This window comes from Blautia sp. HCN-20427, assembly GCF_037890365.1.
Taxonomy (GTDB): domain Bacteria; phylum Bacillota; class Clostridia; order Lachnospirales; family Lachnospiraceae; genus Blautia.
Map to the genome: position 1 here is coordinate 37,856 of NZ_JBBKBX010000022.1, position 20,943 is coordinate 58,798.

The 20,943-nt window shown below is 36.6% G+C and carries 18 protein-coding genes; 17 read left to right on the plus strand and 1 reads right to left on the minus strand.

Features of this window, described 5'->3' with window-relative positions:
* Positions 1–24 precede the first annotated feature (24 nt).
* From glf to WKT17_RS12975, 15 genes are read left to right on the plus strand one after another with little or no spacing between them, the layout of a single operon-like run.
* Positions 25–1,122 carry a UDP-galactopyranose mutase gene (glf, locus tag WKT17_RS12905; protein WP_173747195.1) on the plus strand — a complete coding sequence of 366 codons (1,098 nt, stop codon included), beginning with the start codon at positions 25–27 and terminating at the stop codon, positions 1,120–1,122.
* Positions 1,123–1,146: 24 nt separating this feature from the next.
* Positions 1,147–2,574, plus strand: coding sequence for an O-antigen ligase family protein (locus tag WKT17_RS12910; RefSeq protein WP_291682045.1), 1,428 nt, complete (start codon positions 1,147–1,149; stop codon positions 2,572–2,574).
* A gap of 21 nt (positions 2,575–2,595) precedes the next feature.
* Positions 2,596–3,702, plus strand: a complete 1,107-nt coding sequence (locus tag WKT17_RS12915) for a glycosyltransferase (protein ID WP_291682046.1) — start codon at positions 2,596–2,598, stop codon at positions 3,700–3,702.
* An 11-nt stretch (positions 3,703–3,713) separates the two neighbouring features.
* Positions 3,714–4,715, plus strand: a complete 1,002-nt coding sequence (locus tag WKT17_RS12920; protein WP_173747198.1) for a glycosyltransferase family 2 protein — start codon at positions 3,714–3,716, stop codon at positions 4,713–4,715.
* An 18-nt stretch (positions 4,716–4,733) separates the two neighbouring features.
* Positions 4,734–5,741 carry a glycosyltransferase family 2 protein gene (locus WKT17_RS12925; RefSeq protein ID WP_291682047.1) on the plus strand — a complete coding sequence of 336 codons (1,008 nt, stop codon included), beginning with the start codon at positions 4,734–4,736 and terminating at the stop codon, positions 5,739–5,741.
* 2 nt (positions 5,742–5,743) lie between these two features.
* Positions 5,744–7,201: a flippase gene (locus tag WKT17_RS12930; RefSeq protein WP_294459103.1), complete on the plus strand. Its 1,458-nt coding sequence runs from the start codon at positions 5,744–5,746 to the stop codon at positions 7,199–7,201.
* Positions 7,202–7,213: 12 nt separating this feature from the next.
* The gene (locus tag WKT17_RS12935; protein ID WP_291682050.1) at positions 7,214–9,040 is read left to right on the plus strand and encodes a hypothetical protein; all 1,827 of its coding nucleotides are present in this window, start codon (positions 7,214–7,216) and stop codon (positions 9,038–9,040) included.
* The gene (gene rffA / locus WKT17_RS12940; RefSeq protein ID WP_291682051.1) at positions 9,033–10,163 is read left to right on the plus strand and encodes a dTDP-4-amino-4,6-dideoxygalactose transaminase; all 1,131 of its coding nucleotides are present in this window, start codon (positions 9,033–9,035) and stop codon (positions 10,161–10,163) included. The genes WKT17_RS12935 and rffA overlap by 8 nt, the downstream gene beginning before the upstream one ends.
* Positions 10,164–10,168: 5 nt before the next feature.
* The gene (locus tag WKT17_RS12945) at positions 10,169–10,831 is read left to right on the plus strand and encodes an acetyltransferase (RefSeq protein WP_291682052.1); all 663 of its coding nucleotides are present in this window, start codon (positions 10,169–10,171) and stop codon (positions 10,829–10,831) included.
* 9 nt (positions 10,832–10,840) lie between these two features.
* A complete protein-coding gene (locus WKT17_RS12950; RefSeq protein WP_291682053.1) occupies positions 10,841–12,055 on the plus strand; it encodes an ATP-grasp domain-containing protein in 1,215 nt (404 codons plus the stop codon).
* A gap of 20 nt (positions 12,056–12,075) precedes the next feature.
* Positions 12,076–12,720 carry an RraA family protein gene (locus WKT17_RS12955; protein ID WP_291682054.1) on the plus strand — a complete coding sequence of 215 codons (645 nt, stop codon included), beginning with the start codon at positions 12,076–12,078 and terminating at the stop codon, positions 12,718–12,720.
* Positions 12,721–12,728: 8 nt separating this feature from the next.
* Positions 12,729–13,682 (plus strand): glycosyltransferase family 2 protein, encoded by a 954-nt coding sequence (locus tag WKT17_RS12960; RefSeq protein WP_291682059.1) that lies wholly within the window; start codon positions 12,729–12,731, stop codon positions 13,680–13,682.
* On the plus strand, positions 13,666–15,576 hold the full coding sequence (locus tag WKT17_RS12965; protein WP_291682063.1) for a glycosyltransferase family 39 protein: 1,911 nt from the start codon (positions 13,666–13,668) through the stop codon (positions 15,574–15,576). Before WKT17_RS12960 ends, WKT17_RS12965 begins: the two co-directional genes overlap by 17 nt.
* A 16-nt stretch (positions 15,577–15,592) precedes the next feature.
* Positions 15,593–16,738, plus strand: a complete 1,146-nt coding sequence (locus tag WKT17_RS12970) for a pyridoxal phosphate-dependent aminotransferase (protein ID WP_291682064.1) — start codon at positions 15,593–15,595, stop codon at positions 16,736–16,738.
* Between the two features lie 4 nt (positions 16,739–16,742).
* Positions 16,743–18,185, plus strand: coding sequence for a GH25 family lysozyme (locus WKT17_RS12975; RefSeq protein ID WP_291682066.1), 1,443 nt, complete (start codon positions 16,743–16,745; stop codon positions 18,183–18,185).
* A 348-nt stretch (positions 18,186–18,533) separates the two neighbouring features.
* On the opposite strand, the gene WKT17_RS16340 is transcribed toward WKT17_RS12975, so the two are convergent.
* A complete protein-coding gene (locus tag WKT17_RS16340) occupies positions 18,534–18,737 on the minus strand; it encodes an IS66 family transposase (RefSeq protein WP_291682068.1) in 204 nt (67 codons plus the stop codon).
* Positions 18,738–19,264: 527 nt separating this feature from the next.
* On the opposite strand from WKT17_RS16340, the gene WKT17_RS12985 reads away from it, so the two are divergent.
* Positions 19,265–20,608, plus strand: coding sequence for a CAP domain-containing protein (locus WKT17_RS12985; protein WP_340273153.1), 1,344 nt, complete (start codon positions 19,265–19,267; stop codon positions 20,606–20,608).
* A gap of 45 nt (positions 20,609–20,653) precedes the next feature.
* The coding region (locus WKT17_RS12990; RefSeq protein WP_340273155.1) for a hypothetical protein at positions 20,654–20,943 on the plus strand (290 nt) is incomplete at its 3' end.

Sequence of the window (20,943 nt, forward strand, 5' to 3'; positions counted from 1 at the left end):
TTTTACAAAGCGAGGAAAAAGAATATGAAAAAATATGATTATGTCTTAGTAGGAAGCGGATTGTTTTCCGGAGTTTTTGCTTATCATGCCACAAAGGCAGGCAAGAAATGCCTGGTAGTGGAAAAGCGTGATACCATAGGAGGAAATCTTTACTGTGAAGATGTAGAAGACATTCATGTCCACAAATACGGCGCCCACATTTTCCATACCAGCAATAAAAAAGTATGGCAGTTTGTGAATTCTCTGGTGGAGTTTAACCGCTATACCAATTCTCCGGTGGCTAATTTCCACGGCGAGATGTATAATATGCCCTTTAATATGAACACCTTCAGTAAAATGTGGAATATCAGCACCCCGGAAGAGGCAAAAGCGATTATTGAAAAACAGAAAGCCAGCGTAAAGGGAGAACCTAAGAATCTGGAAGAGCAGGCCATCAGTTTAGTTGGAGAGGATATTTACAAAAAACTCATCAAGGGCTATACCGAAAAACAATGGGGCCGCGATTGTAAAGATTTACCGTCTTTCATTATTAAGAGACTTCCTGTAAGATATACCTATGATAATAATTATTTTAATGATCTGTATCAGGGAATTCCTATCGGCGGCTACAATGTGCTGATAGACAAGCTGTTTGAAGGCTGTGATATGGAAACCGGTGTGGATTACAATGAAAATCGGGAAAAATACAATGCTCTGGGCGAAAAGCTTCTGTATACAGGAACCATTGATTCTTACTATGATTATTGCTTCGGAAAGCTGGAATACAGAAGTCTGAAGTTTGAAACAGAAACTTTGGATAAAGAAAATTATCAGGGTGTGGCTGTGGTAAACTATACAGACCGCGAAACTCCCTATACCAGAATCATTGAGCATAAGCACTTTGAATTCGGCACACAGCCAAAGACTGTCATTACCAGAGAATATCCGTCGGACTGGCAGGAAGGCATGGAACCTTACTATCCCATTAATGATGAGAGAAATCAGAGTCTGTACCAGAAATATAAAAAACTGGCAGATAAAGAAGATAAGGTTCTGTTTGGCGGCAGACTGGCAGAGTATAAGTATTACGATATGGACAAGGTCATTGAGTCCGCATTTCAGTTAGTGGAAAAAGAACTGTAAAGCAGAGAAATAAGGGGATTGTTGATGAAGTTAGTGAAAAAGGAGTATGTAAAGTATCTGGAATGGGCATTTAAGCTGGCGTATCTGCTGCTGGGACTTGTGACTTTTAATGCCTTTCTGTATGATTCGCCGGTGCAGCCCCTGTTGGTGAAGGGATGTCTGATATTGGGAGCGTTGGCGCTTTTAGGGAGAATGATTTACTGGAAAGATTATGTGAAGACACCCTATTTGGTAGTATTGGTGTTGTTTTGTGCCAGCTTTGGCATTAGTATTTTGGTGAATTGGAAGTATGGTGCAGGAATAGCGGACATGAAGTGGATGATATGGACAGGATTTTTATTCTTTCTGCTCTATATGTGTGATACAAAGCGAGAGAAGTCTTCCTATAAAAAAGAATTTCATTTCTTCTCCCATGTACTTCTGCTTTACAGTGGGGGAGCCGCGGCTGTAAGTCTGTATTTGATGCAGACATTGTACCACGCAAAGTGGTTTACTTCAGGGAATGAACTGATGTTAGCGGGATTTTATTGGGGAAGGCTCTGGGGAGTCTATACAGACCCCAATTATGGCGGTGTGCTCAGTACCCTTGCGGTTTTGCTGTGTCTGTATCATTGCATGACGAAAAAAAGCTGGAAAAAGATACCCTATGTACTTATTCTTGCAGTGAATTATGGATATATTCTTTTTGCAGACTCCCGGACTGCAGAATTGGCTCTTGCCCTGGCAAGTGTTTTCTGGCTGATTTTTGCAGGTGTTACAGGCAAGTGGGCGAAGAAAACATTTGCCCTTCGTGTTTTGATGGTTGTTTTTGCTGCCGTTGTTTTTATAGGAGGCGGTTCCCATGTGAAAACAGGATATAGTGAAAAAATAGAAGCTGAGATAAAAATTATGGATGCGCAAAAACAGCAGAATACACAAAAACAGAACACACAGGCACAGAATACGCAAAAGACACAACAGACACAACAGACACAACAGACACAACAGACGGAGCGGGCTGCTGATTTGGAAAAGGACGTGACAAACGGCAGGATTGCTCTTTGGAAAAGCGGACTGGAAATCTGGCAGACCAGCCCAGTGGTGGGAACCGGGTATAATTCCTTTCTTCCATATGTGAGGGAGAAGCTTCCGGATACTTATGCGGTACATAATTCCCAGGGGGAGTATGTGAGCCTGCATAATGAATACTTAAATATTATGGTTTATCAAGGCCTGTTGGGGATTGGAATTTTTCTGGCATTTGGCATTCTGGTATTTTGCCGGTGGGGAAAAAATATTCTTAAAACAGAAGATTCGGATCGGAATTACATAGGAATACTTTCTGCCTGCATTCTGGTAGTGGCTGTGGCTATGGGATTTCTAATGGAAGGGCTCTATACAAACTCCCCGGCAGCATTTGTGCTGTGGACATTCTTGGGATATCTGATGCAGTACATGCAGAGTACAAAATAAAAGAAAAGGCGGAAACAAAAGATGAAAAAGATACTGGCAGGATTTATCATGGACGGATACGGAGGAGGCATTGACAAATATCTCCTGAATTTTTTAGAGAATGTTCATACAGAGAACATCAGAATTGATTTTCTGACGAATGAGGTTTCTCCGGAATTGGAAACCTTCCTGCAAAAGTATCATTCCCGCATTTTTGCAATTCCCAATTTAAAACACCCGGTAGGACAATACCGGGAAGTATGCAGAATATTGGAAGCAGAATCCTACGATATTGTGTATCTCAATATTTCCACGGCCATTGACTGCATTGCTGCCTGGGCAGCAAAGAAAAAAAAGGTTCCCAGGATTTTCATTCACAGTCATACCAGTGGAAATGATTGTGAGAATCCTGTGAAAAGGATGATTTTTGACAGCATCCATAAGTTCTGCAGATTGTCTTTGTACAGGGCAGCTACAGAGTATTACGGCTGTTCTGAAAAAGCGGGACTGTGGATGTTTCCTGAAAAGATAGTAAAATCAGACAGATTTCAGATGATATTTAATGCCGTAGATTTAAAGAAATTTACATATTCGTCTGCGGTTAGAGACGATGTAAGAAAAAAACTGAATTTAGAAAACAAGTTTGTGGTGGGACATGTGGGAAACTTCGTTTACCAGAAAAACCATTACTTTTTAATAGATATTTTTGAAGAACTGAAAAGGAAATGTCCGGAAGCAGTGCTGCTTTTATTGGGAAGAGGAGAGCGGTTTGAGACCGTAGAAAAGAGGATAAAAGAAAAAGGACTGGAAGACAGTGTTCGGCTTCTCGGCTTTCGAAAAGACCCGGACAGACTCTTCCAGGCCATGGATTTTTTTCTGCTTCCGTCATATTTTGAAGGACTTCCTACTGTGGGAGTAGAGGCCCAGTGTACGGGACTTCCCAGCCTGATGAGTGATACTATTACAACGGAAGTGAAGATTACGGAGAACTGCTGGTTTTTACCACTGAAAGAGAAGCCGGAGGTCTGGGCAGATTTTATTTTAAAACATAGAGAAACAGACAGGGAACATATTTCCTGGATTGGAAAAAAGGAAGCCTATAGTCTGGAAACATTGAAAAAACAGCAGCAAAGACTGCTGGAAAAATAAGGAGTCAGAGCATGAAAAAAGCCAGTATTATTGTACCGGTGTATAATATTGAAAGGTATATTCGGGGGTGTGTTGAAAGTCTTCAGGCACAGACCGAAAAAAACATAGAAATTCTTCTGGTAGATGACGGAGGAACGGATAAAAGCGGAGAAATCTGCGAGGAATATGCCTGTGCCGATAAGAGAATCCAGGTGTTCCATAAAGAAAATGGCGGGCTCAGTGATGCCAGAAATTATGGAGCCAGGCAGGCAAAAGGAGAATATTTGTTTTTTATAGACGGAGATGACAGTGTAGCACCGCATCTGGTGGAAAAGACAGTTGCCTGTGCAGACAAGCTTCAGGCCGATATGGTATTTTTTGACTTTGAATCCATTGAAGAGGAAACCGGGAGAAGAGATTTGTATCACTACGGAATGCCGGAAAATAAGGTTTTTTCTGCCAGGACAAATCCTGAGGTTTTGCTGAAATCTCCTTCTGCATGCTGTTGCCTGTACCGTAAAAAATTTTGGGACAAATCTGGTATTCGCTATCCGAAAGGACGGCATTATGAAGACCTGGCAACCACACCGAGATTTTTACTGCAGGCAGAGAGAATAGGATATGTGGGTGATGAACCTTTTTACTATTATATGTTGAGAAAAGGTTCTATTATGCACAGCAGCAATTTTGAACGCAGTTACGAAGACCGGACATGGGTGCTGGAGTTTCTGCGTGATTATTTCAGTCAGAAGGAAAGGGCGGGAGAATTTCAAAAGGAGCTGGAATACATGTTTTTTGAACATGGATATTTTGTTCCGTCTAAAGAGATTATTCTGGAAAACAGTAAGAGTATATGGCTGAAAAAGTTTCGGATTTATGTGGAAGAGAAATATCCAGGATTTTTGCAGAATCCCTATATAAAAACATTGTCAAAAAAAGATAAGATTTTGTTGTTTCTGATGAAACGGCATTTGTATGGCATAATGAATATACTGTCCGGTCTGCGAAAAAAAAGCGATAGTTTGAGGCAGTAGAGAATAAGGAGAAGAAGTATGCAGAAGGTGCTGACAATTACCATTCCCTCGTATAATGTGGAAAAATATTTGAAACAGACATTGGATTCCTTTCTAAGCCCGGAAATCCTGGAGGAAGTCGAAGTCTTAATTGTAGATGATGGTTCCAAAGACAGGACGGCAGAGATTGGAAAGGTGTATGAAAGGCAATATCCCCAGACGTTCCGGGTGATTTCAAAGGAAAACGGAGGGCATGGTTCTACTATAAACCGTGGAATTCAGGAGGCCAAAGGGACTTATTTTAAAGTGGTAGATGGAGATGACTGGGTTGACACAGAAGATTTCGTCAAACTGGTAAAAGCTTTAAAAAATTGCACGGCTCAGTATGTGGTTACAAATTATTATGAAGTCAATGATGTGACCGGGGAGAAAACACCGGTAGATTATAAAGTTCTGAAAGAAAAAGAAATCTGGTCTTTTGAAGAGGCCGGAAAAAGAAAGCAGATTGCCATGCATGCCCTTGTGATACAGACCAGTATTTTAAAAGAAAATCAGATTCGTCTGGATGAGCACTGCTTTTATGTGGACGTGGAATATGTGTTGTATCCCATTCCTTATGTAGAAACCGTACAGTTTCTGGACTTGTTTGTTTACATGTACAGGCTGGCCGTGATGACCCAGAGTGTCAGTCTTCAGGGATATCAGAAACATATGCAGAATCATATTGATGTTATCTTGCATCTGACAGATTTTTTCCAGGAATATGCAAAGACCGGAACAGAAGGTAAAATTGATTATATTGGAAAGCGGATTGCCCAGATGGTGGGAGACCAAATCACTGTTTTCATGAGTTTTCCGGAAAAGGACAGAGAGATACGACAGAAGTTCCGTGCATTTGACAGAGAACTGAAAGAAAAAAGTCCGGAGATTTACCGCCGTTCAGGGGAAGAGAGCGGGACACTTCGGTTATTTCGGAAGATGAACTTTAAATGCTATGCGTGGATTGCCAGAATGTGCAAGAAACGAAATCATATAGGAGAAGATTAGGTATGAAGACACATTCCATTAAATTTAATTTTATCATGAATGCAATTTTGACGGTTTCTTCTATTATTTTTCCGTTGATTACGGCACCTTATGTACTTCGTGTTTTACAACCGGAAGGTATTGGTCGTGTAGATTTTTCTGCCTCTGTGATTACCTATTTTTCCATGTTTGCATCGCTGGGGATTCCTACATATGGAATTCGCACCTGCGCAAAAGTGCGTGATGATAAAGAAGCTCTGTCAAAAACAGTACAGGAGTTAATGCTTTTAAATGGTGGAACGATGGTACTGACATATTTCGTTTTTTTGATACTGTTGTTTTTGGTTCCAGATTTTGCGGGAGAGAAAACACTTCTACTTATTAACAGTGTCAGTATGGTTTTGAATGTTGTAGGTGTAACTTGGTTTTATAATGCAATGGAACAATATACATATATTACTACATGTTCTATTGCGTTTAAGATTATTTCTATTGTGATGATGTTTCTGTGGATCAAGAATCCGAATGACTATGTAAAGTATGGGGCAATTACAGTTTTTGCAGGAAGCGCATCATATCTTTTGAATTTTATAAATCTCCATAAATATGTGAGCTTTCGTAAAATAGCACCGTATGAATTTAAAAAACACTTAAAGCCTATTCTTATCTTTTTTGCTACATCAGCGGCCATTAGCGTATACACAAATATGGATATTGTTATGATTGGTTTTATGAAGGGGAGCAGAGAGGTGGGCTACTATACTGCTGCTATTAAAGTGAAAACACTGTTGGTAAGTCTGATTACTTCTCTCGGAACAGTACTGCTCCCCAGACTTTCTTACTATATAGAAAAGAAAGATAAAGGGGCATTTCAGAGAATGGTAGTAAAAGCCTTTAATTTTGTGATGATAATTGGGATTTCAGTGTCTGTGTATTTTACCTTTATGGCGCCAGAAGCTATACAACTTCTGGCAGGTGAAAGCTATGGAGCATCGGTTCTTCCTATGCAGATATTAATGCCAGCTGTACTTTTTATCGGGCTGTCCAATATTACAGGAATACAGATTCTTACACCTCAAGGAGAAGAGAAAAAAGTATTGTATTCCATAATATGGGGAGCATTGCTGGACTTTGTGTTGAATCTTTTTTTGATTGGAAAGTATGGCGCGACAGGAGCAGCTTTTGCGACTCTACTGGCAGAATTTGTTGTACTAGCGGTCCAGTGTATGTATTTGAAAAAGATGCTGGGGCAAATTGTAAAAGAAATCAGTGTTCGAGAAAATCTGGTGGCAGCATTAGTAGCCAGTGTAGTCATGCTACTAATGAAACATACGATTGCTTTTTCGACTTTTGGGGAATTGGTTATAACAGCAGTGCTCTTTTTTGGACTATATGGGGTGATATTATTAGTACAGAGAGAACAAATAACAGTAGAAATGGTAAAAATGGGAGTAACCATTTTGAAGAGAAAAGGTAAGTAGGAGTGAGGTATTGTGGAAAGGACAAAAGAAATAAAAAAGTTTTATAACAATAAAGAATGGAAATCAGATAAGGTACTGGCATTGACTATAAATATAGTGTTTTTTTTAACAATTCTATTGTTTTGTGATATAAAATACGAAGTGTCGGATGACTTTTTAATGGCGTCCATTATGTCTGGGGCATACGGAGATGCACCGAATCCGCATATGATATTTATAAATATTTTATGGGGATATATTATGTTACCTTTCTATTATGCTTTTCCAGGAATTAGTTGGTATTTGATTTTTCAATTGGTGTTAATAAATATATCATTAATTTTAGTATCTTATATGCTGCTAAAAGAAATGGAGCGTCCTATAGCGCTATTATTGATTGCAATTCTGTTAACCTTCTTTGCAGATGACGCTTATATTTTGGTGCAATTTACAAAGACAGCAATGTTGGCCGTTATGGGAGGTGGGATTGTATTTGTTTGGGCCTTGTTTGAGAATAAATCCTGGAAGTTAAAGTGGGGTTCTGCGTTGATATGCCTGGCCGGAACGCTAATAAGATTTTATGTGATTTATATAGCAGGAGGGTTTCTGCTATTTATTTTAATAGTAGAGTTTGTAAGGTTGTTTCAAAAAGAGAGAAAAGAAGAAACTTTCAAGAAGAGAATACTGTGGATTATGATTCCCGGAATTTTAGTCATTGTAGTAGCATTTGGAATGGATAAATTTGATGATTATATTTATAATCAAAATGAAGAATATAGATTTTTTAGAGAATATGGAGAAGCAAGAGGACGAATTGTAGATTCCGCGGATTATGGGTATGAGGCATACGGAGAAGAACTGAAGAAAATTGGAGTTTCAGAAAATGATTATTACCTTATGAGAACATGGAATTTTGCAGATAATGAAGTGTTTACGCTTGAGATTATGCAAAAGACTGCTGATATTATAGAAAACTATAACAAAAATGTAGAAATTTCTAAGGAAATGATACTGGAAAATATGCAGACAAGAGGAATTACAGGATATCCAATATTTCTGGCTACAGCATTTCTATTTGTACTTATGTGTATATTTCAGAGAAAATATTGTTGGACGGGATTTCTTTTGTCATTAGTAGGTTTTGTGTATATGCTTTATTTCTTTATAAGAGAAAGAGTTGTATACAGAGTAGAATATGCTGTACTGGCAGGAGTATTTTTGAGTATTCTTTATTTTTGGAAAGAAAAATACAAAGAAAATCAAAGCAATTTTGTTGAAATTAGTAGAATATGTGTTATACTTAATGCAGTTTGTCTGATGTTGCAAATACCGTTATATTTGCCTGATCGTAGTTATCAGGATGTGGTTAGCGAAAATAGAAAATCTTATATTGACAATGTTTTTTTTGAGTCATGGAATTATGATGCTAGAAAATATAGAAAAAATGTAAATAAAGGTAAGCCGGAAAATGGATTAATAAAAGAGATAGAAGATAATAGAGACAATTTCTATTTTTTAGATTTTCAGACTACTATGCAGACACTGTATTATGAATGGAATCCATTTCAGACACTGGAGAAGGGATATTTGCGAAATGCCCTGTATTTTGCAAGTGTTATGACAAATTTTCCAGAGGAAAGAGCGTGTATGGAGGCATATGGGATATCACAGCCTTTAAAAGCACTTGTGGAAGACAGAGTATATCTGGTAGATACAGATACGAGAACATTGAATAATAAGGTGAAATTTATACAGGAGCACTATTATTCTGAGGCAGAGGCAGAATTATACAAAGAGGTTGCTGGTTATCAAATCTGGAAAATAAAAACAAACGAAAAAGAAGGAGAAAGCAATGATTAATTTTAATGTGCCGCCAGTGGTGGGGAAAGAAATAGACTATATTGAACAGGTTATACAGAATAGAAAAATTTGTGGGGATGGAAATTTCACAAAGAAATGTTCTAAATGGCTGGAAGAAACAACAGGAACGTCCAAAGCTTTATTGACAACCTCGTGTACCCATGCTACAGAAATGGCAGCAATTTTATGCGATATCCAGCCAGGTGACGAGGTAATTATGCCTTCTTATACGTTTGTATCTACAGCGGATGCTTTTGTGTTAAGAGGAGCAAAGGCTGTATTCGTAGATATCAGACCGGAGACAATGAATATTGATGAAAGACTGATTGAAGACGCTATTACAGAAAAAACAAAAGCTATTGTGCCGGTTCATTACGCAGGGGTTTCCTGTAAGATGGATGAAATTTGTGATATGGCAAGAAGATACAACTTATTTGTGATAGAGGATGCAGCACAGGGAGTTAACTCCTTTTATAAGGGAAGACCCTTGGGAACTATTGGTGACTATGGCTGCTATAGCTTTCATGAAACCAAGAATTACAGTATGGGAGAGGGCGGTGCCCTTTTAATTAAAAACGAGAAGGATATTGAACGTGCAGAAATTATAAGGGAGAAAGGTACAAATAGAAGTAAATTTTTTAGAGGGCAAATAGATAAGTATACATGGATGGATGCAGGCTCTTCTTATCTTCCAAGTGAATTGAATGCAGCATATTTATGGGCTCAGTTAGAGGTGGCAGACAAAATATTTGAAGATAGAATGAGAAGTTGGACTCTGTATTATGAATCATTAAAAGAATTAGAGGAGAAAGAATATATAAAGCTACCTGTGATTCCGGAAGAATGTTCACATAATGCTCATATGTTTTATATTAAAACTCAAAGCTTGGAGGAAAGACAGAAGTTAATAGAATTTTTGAAACAAGCCGGAATTAATGCAGTTTTTCACTACATACCACTTCATTCGGCACCGGCAGGGAAAAAATATGGTACTTTTTTTGGGGAAGACAAATATACCACAGCAGAAAGTGAAAAGCTGCTAAGACTTCCGTTATATTATAAATTGAGAGAATCTGATATTTTATTTGTGGCAGAGCAGGTTAGAAAATTTTATAAAGGTTGAAGAAGATGAAAAAACGTTGTGTAGTATTTGGGGCAAATGATTTTGGTAGTATGCTTCGGTTTTATGCTGAGAAATATATGGATATAGTTGTAGATGCGTATACTATGAATAGGAGATATATAACAGAAAGAAAAAGAGATGGACTTCCTGTTGTAGAATTTGAATCAATTAGTAGAAAATATCAACCAGAAGAGTACTCTTTCATTTTGGCAATAGGATATAGAGCTATGAATGATATAAGAAAAGAAATATACTACCAGATAAAAAGAAAAGGGTACGAATTAGTAAATATAATACACCCTTCTGCAAGACTGGAATGTTTACAAATGGGAGATGGAAATATCATACTGGAAAATGTTGTACTTGCCTATGGAACGAAAATAGGTTCGGGAAATATTATCTGGAATGGTTGTCAATTATCGCATGAATCTACAGTGGGTGATTTCAATTATTTTTCACCTTCTTCAGTAATAGCCGGGAAGACAATCGTAAAAAATAATTGCTTTTTAGGAATTCAGAGTGCTGTCAGAGGTGGGAATATTTTAGAAGATTATACCTTAATAGGTGCAGGGAGTTATATAAACAACTCGACAGAAAAAAATAGAGTATATGTACCTGCAAGAACGATATGTTTATCAAATAAAAACAGTAAAGAATTTTTTAGATAGGAGAACGAAATGAAGACAATTATGGTGATTGCGGGAGGAACATGGCAGGTCCCCTTGATTAAGCGAGCAAAAGAATTAGGGTATCAAGTTGCAAATACAAACTTATATGAAGATTCTGCTGGATTTGAATATGCAGATATTAGAGGAGTCATGAATGTTCTTGATAAAAAAGGTAATCTAGAGTTCGCAAAACAATACCAGGTAGATGCTGTTTTGACAGATGAAAGTGATATAGCAGTTCCAACCGTGGCATATGTAGCAGAAAAAGTGGGCTGTAGTGGTATAGGCAGTGAAATGGCAGAACTTTTTACGGATAAATATAAAATGAGAGAGTTTTGTAGAAAAAATGGATTTAAATTTCCGGAGTATTGCCTGTGTGAAAATGTAGAGCAGGCTGTCACGTTTCTTGAAGAATTGGGCAAAACAGTGATTATAAAGCCTTTGGATTCTCAATCAAGCAGAGGGGTGTTTACCGTAGCAACAGAAGCGGAAATGAGAAAGTGGTATCCTGTTGCTGAGGGTTATACAAACAAAGGAAAATATGTTTTGGTAGAACGATATATAAAAGGGACAGAATTTACAATAGATGGGATTGTTTTAAATGGATGTCATCATAGTTTAGCGATTTCTGAAAAATCTCATTTTACATATAATCCGAACATTGCATCAAAATTGTTTTTTTCATATGAGAACGATAAATTTGATTATACTTATCTCAGAAGTACAAATAATGAAATTATTGATAGAACAGGTTTGAAAAATGCTTTGACACATGCGGAATATAAATTTGAAGATGGTGAATTTTATTTGATAGAAATGGCGGCAAGAGGCGGTGGAACACGTATTTCTTCAGATATTGTGCCGTATGTTTCAGGAGTAGATAATTATAAATTTTTAATTGAAACTGCATTAGGAAATGAAGACGTTGCAGAAGAGGCAGAACTTGAAGTAAAAAATGAGTGCAAAAAACGTTGTGCAGTACTGGCCTTTTTAGATATAGAATCAAACGGAAAGCAGATTGAAAGAATTGAGGGAATACATGAGATTCGAGCTATTCCAGAAGTGGTCGCCTTTGATGTGGATTTTTCAGAAGGAGACATTATTGAACGTGCTCAGGATGATCGTTCGAGAGTGGGCTTTTATATTATCTGTGCAGAAAATAGAGGACAAGTAGAAAACTTGATAAAACAGGTTCAAGAAATGTTTAAAGTTTCATTTAAATAAATCATAAGGAGGAGCAGGATATGGATATAAAAAAGGAGATTATCGATAAAATTAGAAAAAATCGTATTTCAACTACAGAGGTAGCAGACTGCTTGGGAAAAGCAGGTTTATTTGAGGGGGCACACATTGTTAATAGAGGACATTTTGCGGTTGGAAACGTAAAATGGATATATGCTTATAATGAGTCCAATTGGAGCATTCATGAACAGGCGCGAGAAGTACAGCCGGGAGATGTTGTATTAATAGAGGCGTTTAATTGTAAAAATAGAGCAACAATTGGAGAATTGGTTTCAAAATTTATGCTTTTATATAAAGAAGCAGTGGCAGTTATATCAAATGCGCCATTGAGAGATGCAAACGATTTAATTAAGCAAAATTATCCTGTATGGTGTAACGGATTTACTCCAGTAGGATGCTTTAATAAAAAAATAGAAGAACCTTTGGACGAAGAAATTTATAAGCAACATAAAGAAAAATATGATGGCAGTATTGCAGTATGTGATGATACAGGGGTTGTAATTATACCAAAAGAACAGCATACTGTTGAATTTTTGGGAAAACTAGATAATATAGAGAAACAGGAAGATACTTGGTTTGAATGTTTAGACCGCAGAAAATGGGACACATATGATATAGTTTGTTTGAAAAAATATTTAAATGATTAGGAGAAAATATGATGGATATATCTTTTGTGATACCATGTTATTGTTCAGAAAAAAATTTACAATTTGTAGTTGATGAGATTAGAGAGGCAATGAAAAAAAAGCCTTCTTTTGAATATGAAATTATATTAGTCAACGATAATTCAAAAGATAATACAAAACAGTTAATAGAGAAACTTGTTGCGGATGATTCAAGAATTGTGGGAATAAATTTTTCAAAAAATTTTGGACAACCCAGTGGTCTTCTGGCAGGATTTCGTATGGCAAAAGGAAAATACATTATGACATCGGATGATGATGGACAAACGCCAGTTGGTATGGTTTGGGATTTTTATGATAAAATACAAGAAGGATACGATGTTGTTTGTGCCAAATATAAAGAAACAACACAGAAGTCTCGTATTAGGCGTTTAGGTACAGAATTAAATGAATTTATGATGTATCATATGATAGATAAACCCAAAAGTCTCAGATTATCATCCTTTTTTATGGCAAAAAAATTTGTTGTGAAAGAAGTGATAAAATATCAAAATGCATATCCGTATATAGCGGGACTATTATTAAGGACTACAAGCAAAATTGCAAATATAGAAATCAGCCAAAGAGAGAGACGAGAAGGAAATAGCGGTTATACCTTTCAAAAATTGGTGAAGTTATGGCTTAATGGATTTACAGCTTTTTCAGTAAAGCCATTGAGAATAGGAAGTGCTTTGGGATTTGGAAGCTCTATTATTGGCTTTTTTGTTGCAATTATAGCTTTAGTGAGAAAGTTAATGATACCTACTATACAAGTTGGTTATACATCTCAGATAGCAGTGCAATTAATTATCGGCGGACTTATTTTAGGTGTTTTGGGAATCATAGGAGAATATATTGGAAGAATTTATATGTGTATAAATAAAAAACCGCAATACGTTATTGAGAGTATTGTTGGAAAAGAGGAGGAATATGAGAAAAATAGCTGAAAAAATGAGAAAAACCGATTGTGACAAATATAAAAAAATTGTTAAAATCTTTTTAATGTTTTGTATTGGATTTTATCCTTTTATGACCAGTTTTTACGGGATTGATTTAGGAGATACAGGAATTCATATGTTTAATTATGAAAACATTTTTAGTAACCCGGAATTGATTGGTTTTACTTCTTATTTTACTAGTGTAACAGGGTGGATGTGGCTAAATGTATTTCCGGGATTAGGAATATGGGGCCTAAATTTATTAGAAGTTTTCATTGAGATTGTCATGGCAGCAGTCATTTACAAGACCTTTGGACAAGATCTTGGTGAGTTGGAGACATTGTTTGGAATTTTAATTGCTGTTTTGGCGTCTGATACATATCTCAATATTTTTAATTACCATCAATATAATGTTTTATTTTTGATTTTAATTTTATCATTTCAGTATAAAGCCATTATTAGAGATAAGAAAATATTTAGTGTATTTGCAGGAATATTTTTTACTTTGGTTGTATGCTCTAGGATGGGAAGTGTTACAGCTGTAATAACATGTTTCCTGTATATCTTTTGGTATATGTATGAGAATAAAGAGGTAAAATATCTTTTTAAACATATAGGAGCATTTTTAACAGGAACGTTAGGAATGGGTTTTTTTATGGGAATAGTTCTTACAGTTTCTGGACAAATGAAGTATTTTATTGGAAATATATTCAGATTATCAGGTCTAGCTTCAGCATCAGATGGCGGATATAGCATGAATAATCTTTGGTCTACATTTTTGTTTGGAAATTTAGATGCAATCGCATCTGGATTTATTTTTCTGGCTGCAGGGATTGTATTATTTTTGGGCATTAGTATAATATTTGCCACTCAAAAAGTAGAAATAAAAAGAAAAATCTTTAATATTTTATTTGGAATTGTGATAGTGGGAATTGCAGTATATCAGTTAATTTATGCGTATGATGTCAATGAAGTTCCTAATTGGCCGCAGATGACAACAGGTCCGTCTTTCTTTATAGGATTACTATATGTGATTACATTTTTTACTATTTTTTATCATTTGTATACGAAAAATGGAAATGTCAAAATTGCTTTAATAGGAATATGTGCAGTGATTTTACCATTGTTGACAATTGCAGGGTCTAATACAGGAACTAAACATGTAATATTAGCATTTTGGATTATAGCGCCGTTGTCGGTATCTTCTATTTGTGCGTTGTTGAAAAGAACATCAATCCAGTCTCTAAATGATATAACTTCTCGGATTGGAATTGTTACAAAACGCAGTGCAGTGATGTTGACAATTCTAGTTTTATGTGTATGTAGTGGATATAAGTTCTTTGACATGATATATTCTACTATGAATTTTGACAGTACTGATAGAAGTTCACTGCAATATACGATTAATAGTGATAAATTGAAATTTATGAAAACAACACAGCGAGAAGCAGATGCGGTAAATGGAACATTAGAAGTGGTTTCTGATTTACAAAGCAGAGAAAAAGATGAAAAAGAAAAATTAATGGTTTTTGGGGGGGCTATTCTCCTGTATTCATTAACAGATATGGAGTCCTATGTGCAGCCATGGGTAAGTAATCCTAACTATAGCAATGAGAAATTGGGACAGGATTTATCTAATGCAGAAGAGAAGTCTGAAATCCCGCCGATAGTTGTCTATTGCAGAACAAATAATTATTATGGATTTGAAGATTGGAATTATGAAACTTTGCTTTCTAGTGAATTGTCGAATCAGTATGCTGGAAAAAAGGAATTATTTGCACAGTATTTAGAAGATAGAGAATATTCTGTAGAATATGCGAATGATTATTATGTAGTTATGGCAGCACCGGGAATTGCAAAAACAGATATGAAAGATATTAGAAGTTATATGTTTGAAGAATAGTAAAGAGGAACAGGAAATGTATAATAAGTTTATCAGTGGATTAGAAGGTTCATCGTCTGTGGAATTAATGCTGAAAGCTGAGAAAATGCGTAAAGAGGGAAAAGAGGTAATAAGTCTGGCTGGCGGTGAGCCAGACTTTGATACTCCTGATAGAATAATTAATAAAGCAATACAGTCTTTAAATCAAGGAGAGACTCACTATGCTGTCGGTCAGGGGATTTTTTCTTTGAGAGAGCGCATTGCGGAAAAACTTAGAAATGAAAATAATATTATGTGTACGCCTGAGAATGTTATTGTGACTCCAGGAGGGAAGTATGGTATTTATATGGCGATTGCCTCTCTAATGAACGTAGGAGACGAGGCAATTGTTTTTGCTCCCTCTTGGGTTTCTTATTGTCCAATAATAAGAGCATGTGGAGGAAAGCCAATTATAAGTTATCTGCAATACGATGATAATTATAAGATAAAAGAAGAAAATATTATTCCCTATATTACAGAAAAAACAAAAGTAATTGTAGTAAATTATCCAAACAATCCTACAGGTAGAGTTCTATCAAAAGAAGAGGCAGAATTGCTGAGGGATGTTACGGAAAAATATAATTTGCATATTGTTTCTGATGAAATTTATGAGAAAATCATATATGATGGTAAGAAGAATATTAGTTTGGCTTCTTATTCAAATATAGCAGATCGAGTGGTGACCGTTAATGGATTTTCCAAGTGTGCGGCTATGACTGGATGGAGAATAGGGTATACAGTGGCAAGTGCAGAAATAACGAAAGTTATGTATAAACTATATGTTCATACCATAACCGGACTTAGTCCTTTCATACAAAATGCAGCCATAGAAGTATTCCATTGTGATGAAGAAATTGAAAAAATGAGAACAATATATGAATACAGAAGAAACTATTTTGTAGAAGAATTAAATAAAGTAGAAGGAATAGAATGTAGAAAGCCAGAAGGGGCTTTTTATGCATGGGTACGATTTAAAAGTGAAAAAAATTCAAAAAAAGTATGTGAAAGATTATTGGATAAATATGGAATTATCGGTGTAGATGGACTATCTTATGGAGAACAGCAATATCCATGTGTTCGTTTTTCTTTTGCAAGTGATATGGAAATATTGAGGACAGTAATCAAAAAGATAGGAGAAGTTTAGACATATGAAAAAGAAACGGTTAATACAAAAAAGTATTTGTATTGTTCTTGTTAGTTTATTAAATATTAGTTCGGTTTCTCAAGTGCAGGCATCTGAGAAATCAATAGAAAAAAATGAAGAAAATGTTGACAGTGAATCTGATGAAGCAGCTATTTTAGAGGGACATAGTAACAGTTGGCGTTATCAAGATGGGGAAAGAATTTATTTTGATGAACCTTCTCAGACATGGGGGGCTTTTCAGGCATGGAGTAAGGTTGATGGGCACTATATCAATAATCGTGGCGAGATCATTAAGGGAGCAACAGCAAAAGGTATTGATGTAAGTGAATGGCAGGGAAGCATTGATTGGGAGAAAGTAAAAAATACAGATATTGACTTTGCAATTATAAGGTGTGGATATGGTATGAATCAGACAAACCAAGACGATGATTATTGGAAAAGAAATGCTGATGAATGTACACGATTGGGAATTCCATTCGGAACTTATCTTTATTCGTATGCTGATAGTGTAGAACGGGCAAAAAGTGAAGCACAGCATGTTTTAAGACTTGTTCAAGGGTATGATTTGGAATTTCCTATTTACTATGATTTAGAAGAAAACAGTATACGAAATCATGTCAGCAAAGAAAAAATTGCAGAGATTGCAAAAACATTTTGTGATATTATAGAGGCGGCAGGATATGATGCTGCAATCTATGCCAATACCGATTGGTTTACAAATTATCTTACAGATTCAACGTTTGACAATATGGAAAAGTGGGTAGCACAATATAATAGTGTATGTACTTATAATGGTGAGTATAAAATTTGGCAGTGTGCAGATGCTGGGGTAGTAGATGGTATTAGTGGAAAAGTAGATTTAAATATGTATTTTGGTTCTGAAGAGTTAGTAATCCCATCACCAGTACAAAATCTAAAAGCAAGCGCATATGGCAAAAATAAGGTTAAAATTAGTTGGAACCCTTCAGAGGGGGCAGATGGATATTTAATATATGCACAAAAATATGGCGAGTATAGGTATTGTGGGATGACGACTAAAAAGTCTGAATTTATAGATGTTAAAGCCTTGGATGAAGAGTATAATTACTATTGGGTATTTCCTTATTGTGAGGATTCAAAAGGAAATATGTTTCCGGGAGCATGTGCAAAATATGTATATGCGAAAGGAATTATACCAGCAGTACAGAATTTGAAAGCATCTTCTGTGTTAGATGGAGTAAAACTTACATGGAATCGACAATTTGACGCAGAGGGGTATCTGGTCTATGGAAGGAGAGCCGGTGGACAATATGAATATATTGGAATGACGAGTAATGCAACATCCTTCATAGATACAAAGGCATCAAAAACAATGTATAATTACTATTGGGTTTACCCGTATCACAAAAGTGGGAACACGATGGTAGTGGGCGGTACGCCTAGATATACATATGGCCGTGGCTTATAATAGTATATCCTTCCAATTTCAAGTTATTACCAAAGAAATGGAATTAATGATAGAAGCAGATGAACATTTGTCAGAAGTAGAAAGAAAGTAAGCACTTAATAAAATGAGAGTATGAAACTTTTTCTGTAAAATAAGAGGGGGTAAGTTGAGAAGTACCCGCCAAAATATAATGCGGTAGAATATAAAATCGCTCCAGCCCTTTGCGAGTTGGAGCAATTCACTATAATTCATATGCGATTTTTGATAGACTGGAGTTTTCACTCCAGGGTGCAAGTTCTGCGAGCTGTTCGTCCGTAATTTCTTTTGTGGGCCGATGCTCCAGTAGAAATTTCAGGCATCCGTATATATTCAGATTATGTACCTTTGCCATTTCAACCATTGTGTAGACCATTGCATTGGCATAGGCCCATCCACAGAATTACTAAACAGCCAGTTCTTCCGATTAACGGCAAACACGCAGATTTCATTCTCGCTGAGATTGTTGGTAAAGCTACAGCGTCCATCTTCCAAACAGGTCTCTGCAGTATCCCGGCAGTTAAGCACATAATTCACTGTTTTTTCATACGAGTATTCCGGACTGGCTTGCGAGGCCTGCTGGTGGCAGTGTGAAAAGGAGAAATAAAAGACACTGGAACAATTTCATCAGGTAGATGGCATTTTTAAGAAGTTCAAGAAACGCATATTTATCGTTATCAAATTTATTTTGGCAATCGGTAAAAAATCTGCCAAAGAAAGCGGTTTGTATGGTATCGTGTAAATATAACTCCTTTACTGGTAGATATGGTTAATTGTTATTGGACGTCTCAATTTTAGCATAAATCAGTGAGGAGTTATTTTGTAGTAAAAAGAATCCCGTATTTATGCGGGTTCTGGCGTTTCGCAAACGCCTAAGAGAGATATTAAATAGGAGGAGAGAAAGGATGTACAAATTTTTAAAAAATACCGTAGTGTGTATTCTGGTAATGACATGTTTGGTTATGTTGGGAAACAGCAGAGTTCTTGCAGAAGGTGATATGAATGACAACATGCAAAACATGAATAGGTCCGGAATGGAAGAGGGAATAAACATTGGAGAGGCATTGAATGCAGGACAGGAGGTTTCGGTTTCTCAGTATGGGGCAGAGTGTACTGATATCTGGCTGGAAGGAACTTATTTGTACGAAGAGGCGTGGCAGATACTTGAATTGGTAAATCAGGAGCGGGCGAAGATTGGTGTACCGAAAGTTACTATGGACAAAGAGTTACTGCATGCTGCGATGACAAGAGCAATAGAAACTCAGATAGATTTCTCTCATACACGGCCAAATGGAGAGAGTTGTTTTTCTGTTTCGGATAAGGCATTTGGGGAAAATATCGCAGCGGGGAACTCTACCGCAGAGGGAACAATGAGACAGTGGATGAATTCACCAGGGCATAAAGCAAATATACTCGATAAAGACTTTTCAATCATGGGAGTAGGATGCTTTACGCAAGGCGGGATTAGATACTGGGTACAATTATTTGGAACCTCAGAAGCTGTATCTACAGATGAAAGACAAAACATTGACACACAAGAAGCGGTTCAAGTGATTACGGATAATATTCAATGTCAAATGAATGTGGGAGATCCGTATCGATTGGCAAGAGGAGAAAAAGAGGACTATGATGGAAAATTTGTGTTGTTAAATAATGGATGGAATATAGCCGTCACATGGATTTTGCCGTCAACAATTGAGTGGAGTAGCTCTGATACAAAAATATTTCAAGTTGATACATTGGGACATCTGACAGGAATAAAAGTCGGTTCAGGAACACTATCAGCAAAGCTGAAGGCAAGACCAGAGATACAGGGCACACTTGGAATTAATGTATATGATCCTTATGGTTTAGAAAATGTAAAAAATCTAAAAGCTGCTTCATCGGGGAAAAATAAAGTCTTTTTATCATGGCAGACAGCTGGGAATGCGGAAGGCTATTTGATTTACGCACAGAAGAATGGGAAATACGGCTATGTAGGAATGACAACAAAGGGAACTACATTTACAGACACAAAGGCATTAGATACAGATTACAATTATTATTGGGTATTCCCATATGTTACGGATCAGAACACAGGAAAAATGATTCCAGGCCCATGTGAAAAATACGTGTATGCAAAAGGAATCATTCCGGCAGTAGAAAATCTGAAAGCATCTTCTGTAAAAGGTGGAGTAAAACTGACATGGACAGAACAAAAGGATGCCGAAGGATATCTTGTCTATGGACAAAGAGTCGGTGGGAAATATGGTTATGTAGGGATGACAACGAAGGGAACTACATTCACAGATACGAAGGCTTCCAAAACTGCATATAACTATTATTGGGTATTTCCATATCACAAAGATGGCCAGGGGAATATGATTGTTGGTGGAACACCGAAGTATACATATGGACGTGCGTTATAAAACGAATTTTAAGAAATAGAAATTTATTATATTAGGGGTAAGCTTATGAAAAAACGAATGATTACATTAGGAACAGGTTTGATGCTAGGCATTTCATTGTTGTACAATCCTACGGCAACTGTTGTGTTTGCAGAGGAAACAGAGACGATGAATGAAACACAGGAAGTAAATGCACCTGAACAGATGGATCAGAAGTTTCATATTACAGTGGTACAGCCGGAAGCCGGAACCGTGACGCTGAGTAGTAACACAGCAAAAGAAGGAGAAACGGTTACAGTAAAAGTGGAACAAAGTGAGGGAATTCGCGTTGAAACTGTAGAGGTTACAGATGCTTC

Coding starts and splice junctions, on each gene's coding strand:
- glf (WP_173747195.1), top strand. CDS start 25: ATGAAAAAATATGATTATGTCTTAGTAGGAAGCGGATTGTTTTCCGGA.
- WKT17_RS12910 (WP_291682045.1), top strand. CDS start 1,147: ATGAAGTTAGTGAAAAAGGAGTATGTAAAGTATCTGGAATGGGCATTT.
- WKT17_RS12915 (WP_291682046.1), top strand. CDS start 2,596: ATGAAAAAGATACTGGCAGGATTTATCATGGACGGATACGGAGGAGGC.
- WKT17_RS12920 (WP_173747198.1), top strand. CDS start 3,714: ATGAAAAAAGCCAGTATTATTGTACCGGTGTATAATATTGAAAGGTAT.
- WKT17_RS12925 (WP_291682047.1), top strand. CDS start 4,734: ATGCAGAAGGTGCTGACAATTACCATTCCCTCGTATAATGTGGAAAAA.
- WKT17_RS12930 (WP_294459103.1), top strand. CDS start 5,744: ATGAAGACACATTCCATTAAATTTAATTTTATCATGAATGCAATTTTG.
- rffA (WP_291682051.1), top strand. CDS start 9,033: ATGATTAATTTTAATGTGCCGCCAGTGGTGGGGAAAGAAATAGACTAT.
- WKT17_RS12945 (WP_291682052.1), top strand. CDS start 10,169: ATGAAAAAACGTTGTGTAGTATTTGGGGCAAATGATTTTGGTAGTATG.
- WKT17_RS12950 (WP_291682053.1), top strand. CDS start 10,841: ATGAAGACAATTATGGTGATTGCGGGAGGAACATGGCAGGTCCCCTTG.
- WKT17_RS12955 (WP_291682054.1), top strand. CDS start 12,076: ATGGATATAAAAAAGGAGATTATCGATAAAATTAGAAAAAATCGTATT.
- WKT17_RS12960 (WP_291682059.1), top strand. CDS start 12,729: ATGATGGATATATCTTTTGTGATACCATGTTATTGTTCAGAAAAAAAT.
- WKT17_RS12965 (WP_291682063.1), top strand. CDS start 13,666: ATGAGAAAAATAGCTGAAAAAATGAGAAAAACCGATTGTGACAAATAT.
- WKT17_RS12970 (WP_291682064.1), top strand. CDS start 15,593: ATGTATAATAAGTTTATCAGTGGATTAGAAGGTTCATCGTCTGTGGAA.
- WKT17_RS12975 (WP_291682066.1), top strand. CDS start 16,743: ATGAAAAAGAAACGGTTAATACAAAAAAGTATTTGTATTGTTCTTGTT.